General features: G+C 67.7%; 2 protein-coding genes. One reads left to right on the top strand and one right to left on the bottom strand.

Annotated elements, in window-relative coordinates; genetic code table 11:
• Window positions 1-23: 23 nt before the first annotated feature.
• The gene (locus ACGF12_RS38170) at window positions 24-761 is read right to left on the bottom strand and encodes a TnsA-like heteromeric transposase endonuclease subunit (RefSeq protein WP_393041138.1); all 738 of its coding nucleotides are present in this window, start codon (window positions 759-761) and stop codon (window positions 24-26) included.
• A 546-nt stretch (window positions 762-1307) separates the two neighbouring features.
• On the opposite strand from ACGF12_RS38170, the gene ACGF12_RS38165 reads away from it, so the two are divergent.
• Window positions 1308-2771 (top strand): site-specific integrase, encoded by a 1464-nt coding sequence (locus ACGF12_RS38165; protein WP_393041135.1) that lies wholly within the window; start codon window positions 1308-1310, stop codon window positions 2769-2771.
• Window positions 2772-3016: the final 245 nt, after the last annotated feature.

The raw sequence follows: 3016 nt of genomic DNA, 5'->3' as shown, positions 1-3016 counted from the left end.
CGGCCGGACCACCAGCGGACGCCTCACCGCACAGTCACCGCCTGCCGGACCACACTGTGCGGCCCGAGCACCCCCGCGGCCAGGTCCACCTCCAGGACCCGGTGCCAGAGCAGGTGGTAGAGGACCGGCAGCACCGCCAACCGGTCACCGACACGTTCGGCCCCGGCCATCAGCGGCATCGGCTCGGCGAATACCTCCTCCAACTCCATTGCCACTTCGTCCCGTTGATTGCGCGGGTGCCGGTAGCCTGCAAGCCACTTTACGTTCGCCAGCAGCACCGGATCGATCAGCCCCACTCGGCGAAACGACCAGCCGGCCGATTCGCAGGCCCGGGCCGTGGCCGCGAACGCCTCCGCATCGTCCGGCTCGATCTGCCCGTCCGGGCGAACATCGACAACCAGACCGCCCCCGTCGCCCAGTCGCGCGAAGAAGTCCGGCACGTGCCCGCGTCCCCCTCGCCGGCCCGGCCAGAACAGCCGGAAAGGCTGCCCCACCAGACCCCTCACCTGGGGATCGAAGTCCAGCAGCATCGCGTGGTGCCGCTCCAGATGCGACTCGCACGACACGGTCCCGCCGGTCGTCGCCACCCAGTAGTCGCGGGTCACCGACCTCTGCCCCGGGTACGACCTGACCGTTCGCACCGGCGGCAGCCGTTCGAACCGCAACGTCCAGCAGGCCGTCAACGCCTCGCGGCGACGCACACGGTCCTGATCCGCGTACGCAACCTCGAAGTCAGCCTGCCCCAGCCCCTCGACACCCACCGACCCTCCCGAAGCGAGCTCGTGCTGATCCGAGCAAGCCACACTCGACGGCCGCCACCAGACTGAATGCCCGTAAACCGCTCGTGGGAGGGAAAACCGCTGAGACTCGGTGGGGTCAGAAGCAGGACCTGCTGAGACGAACAGATCCGACCGGCAAGATCAACTGAGACGCAAGACCGCCAGCCTGCCCTTCACCGGCAGCATCACCCGAGACCAGGCCCGAATCCACCAAGATCCAGTGAGACAACGGCAACGTCACGCGAGACAGGACAACGGGCCTGCCTCCAGAGAGTTCTGATTCCTGCGCTCCGCACGGGGCTGGAACGTGACGTCCAGGCGTCATACCGCCGGTAGCCCGTCGATTTCCGCAACGGCTTGACGTCACGCTGCGAGCTGGGCCCGGCGGGCAGCGCGCCACCGGTAGGCCCGGGATCGGCACGCCTTTGTCTCTGCTTTGATGCAGCGTCTCTTTGACGGTGTCCTGGATCGGGTGATGTCGGCTTCTGTGGTCCGCACCGCCTTGTGTCTCGCTCTATGTTCCGAGCTGTGTACCTCAGCTACTTCAGCCCGGAGGCGTGGACGTCCTGGGAGATCAGCGCGAAGCCGGTGATCCCCGCGGGGATGCCGGTCTTGGTGGACGACGATCTGCTCTTCGAAGACCCAGCCGGTCAGCGGCGCACGGTCCTGGTCAACCGGTGGCTCCGCGAGCTGCCAGCCAGCGGCTGCCCGTCGCCCCGGTCATGGGAGTACTACGCCCGGGTCCTACGGGACTGGATGGCGTTCCTGGCCGGCATCGACGTCGATCTGTGCGATGAGCGGGCGGCTCTGAAGGGCGCGTTGAGCGCGTACGCCGACCATCGCGCCGCAGGGCCGTTGGAGGCGCGGTTTGAAGTCTCGACCTGGAACCAGCACGTGAGCATCCTGTCTGCCTTCTACCGATGGGCGGTTGCGGAGGGCCACGCCCGGGCGGAGCCGTTCACCTACAAGGCCGCCACGGTGATCTACGCCGACCAGGTACGCACGCAGGCGGTGAACCTGGCGAGCCGCCGCGCGCCGAAGCCGCATGTGACGGTCAAACACCTGGAGGGCGACTTCGCGGAGCTGTTCCTCAAGGGGCTGCGCGGACTGGCTCCGGATGGTGAGGAAGACCGGTCGTTCCGGGGCCGGGATCTGGGGCGCAACGCGGCAATCGGCGGACTGGCGCTGGCGACCGGGCTGCGACTGCAGGAGTTCACCTACCTGCTGTCCTACGAGATTCCGCCGCTGCCCTCCCGGCGGACCTCGCTGCCGATCGCCTTCCCGGTTCCGTCGGGCGTTACCAAGGGCCGCAAGTTCCGCACCACGTGGATCTCATACGAGGCCCTGGCAGCAGTGCACCAGTACCTGGAGCTGGACCGAGCGGTGGTCGCCGAGGGTTCCGGGTGGCGGCCACCGCGGGGGTGGGGCGGGCCGTTGACCGTGACTGATCCTGATCACCGGGGTGGTCGGGTCAACGGGGTCCGAGTGCGGTGGGAGGTCCTGACCCCGGCGGAGCGACGGAGACTGGTGGCGGCCGAGGGCGGGGCGTGTCTACTGGCGCTGAAGTCCAGGGGCGGGCCGTTCACCGCGTGGAGCACGGTGTTCGAGCGGACTTCGGAACGAATCCGGCAGCGGTGGGAACCGCGCTTCCCGCATGTCCATCCGCACCGGCTCCGCCACAGCTTCTCGCTTCGAACCCTGGAGCTACTGGTCAGCGGCTATTACCGCCAGGCCGCGAAGCTGGTGGCCGCGACCGACACTGACGCGGCTTTGGCTCTCTACCTGGCCAAGGCCGACCCGCTGATGGTCCTGCGTGACCTGCTTGGTCACTCAAGCGTCCGCACGACGGAATCGTATCTGCGGCGCCTCGACATGACCCGCGTCTACCAGGACGCCTATCGGTCAGTCGGCGAAGAGGAGGGCCTCCTTGACCCGGACGAGCTCGTCCGGGAAGTCGCCGAGGAGTTCGCCGACGAGGAAGGAGAGAACTGATGGCAGCTCACCTGGTCGAGCACCCTCTGGGCATCGCCTGCACGTTCCCGTCCGGGACCCGTTCCTACCGCTCGGGCATGGAACTGGGCACGTCCGCCTGCCCTGAGTTGGCGCGGGACCTCCTCCTGGGCCTGGTCGACCTGATCTATCCGCAACGCCGTGTAGATAGAGCCTTGGGCGGTTGCGTCAAGTCGCCTGAAATGGGACGGAGCTCCTGCTAGAACCGTGTCGGCCAAGATCACTGT

This window comes from Kitasatospora sp. NPDC048296 (assembly GCF_043201815.1).
Lineage (GTDB): Bacteria > Actinomycetota > Actinomycetes > Streptomycetales > Streptomycetaceae > Kitasatospora.
The sequence above is the reverse complement of the archived record's forward strand: the minus strand, read 5'-3'. Positions and strand labels throughout refer to the sequence as shown.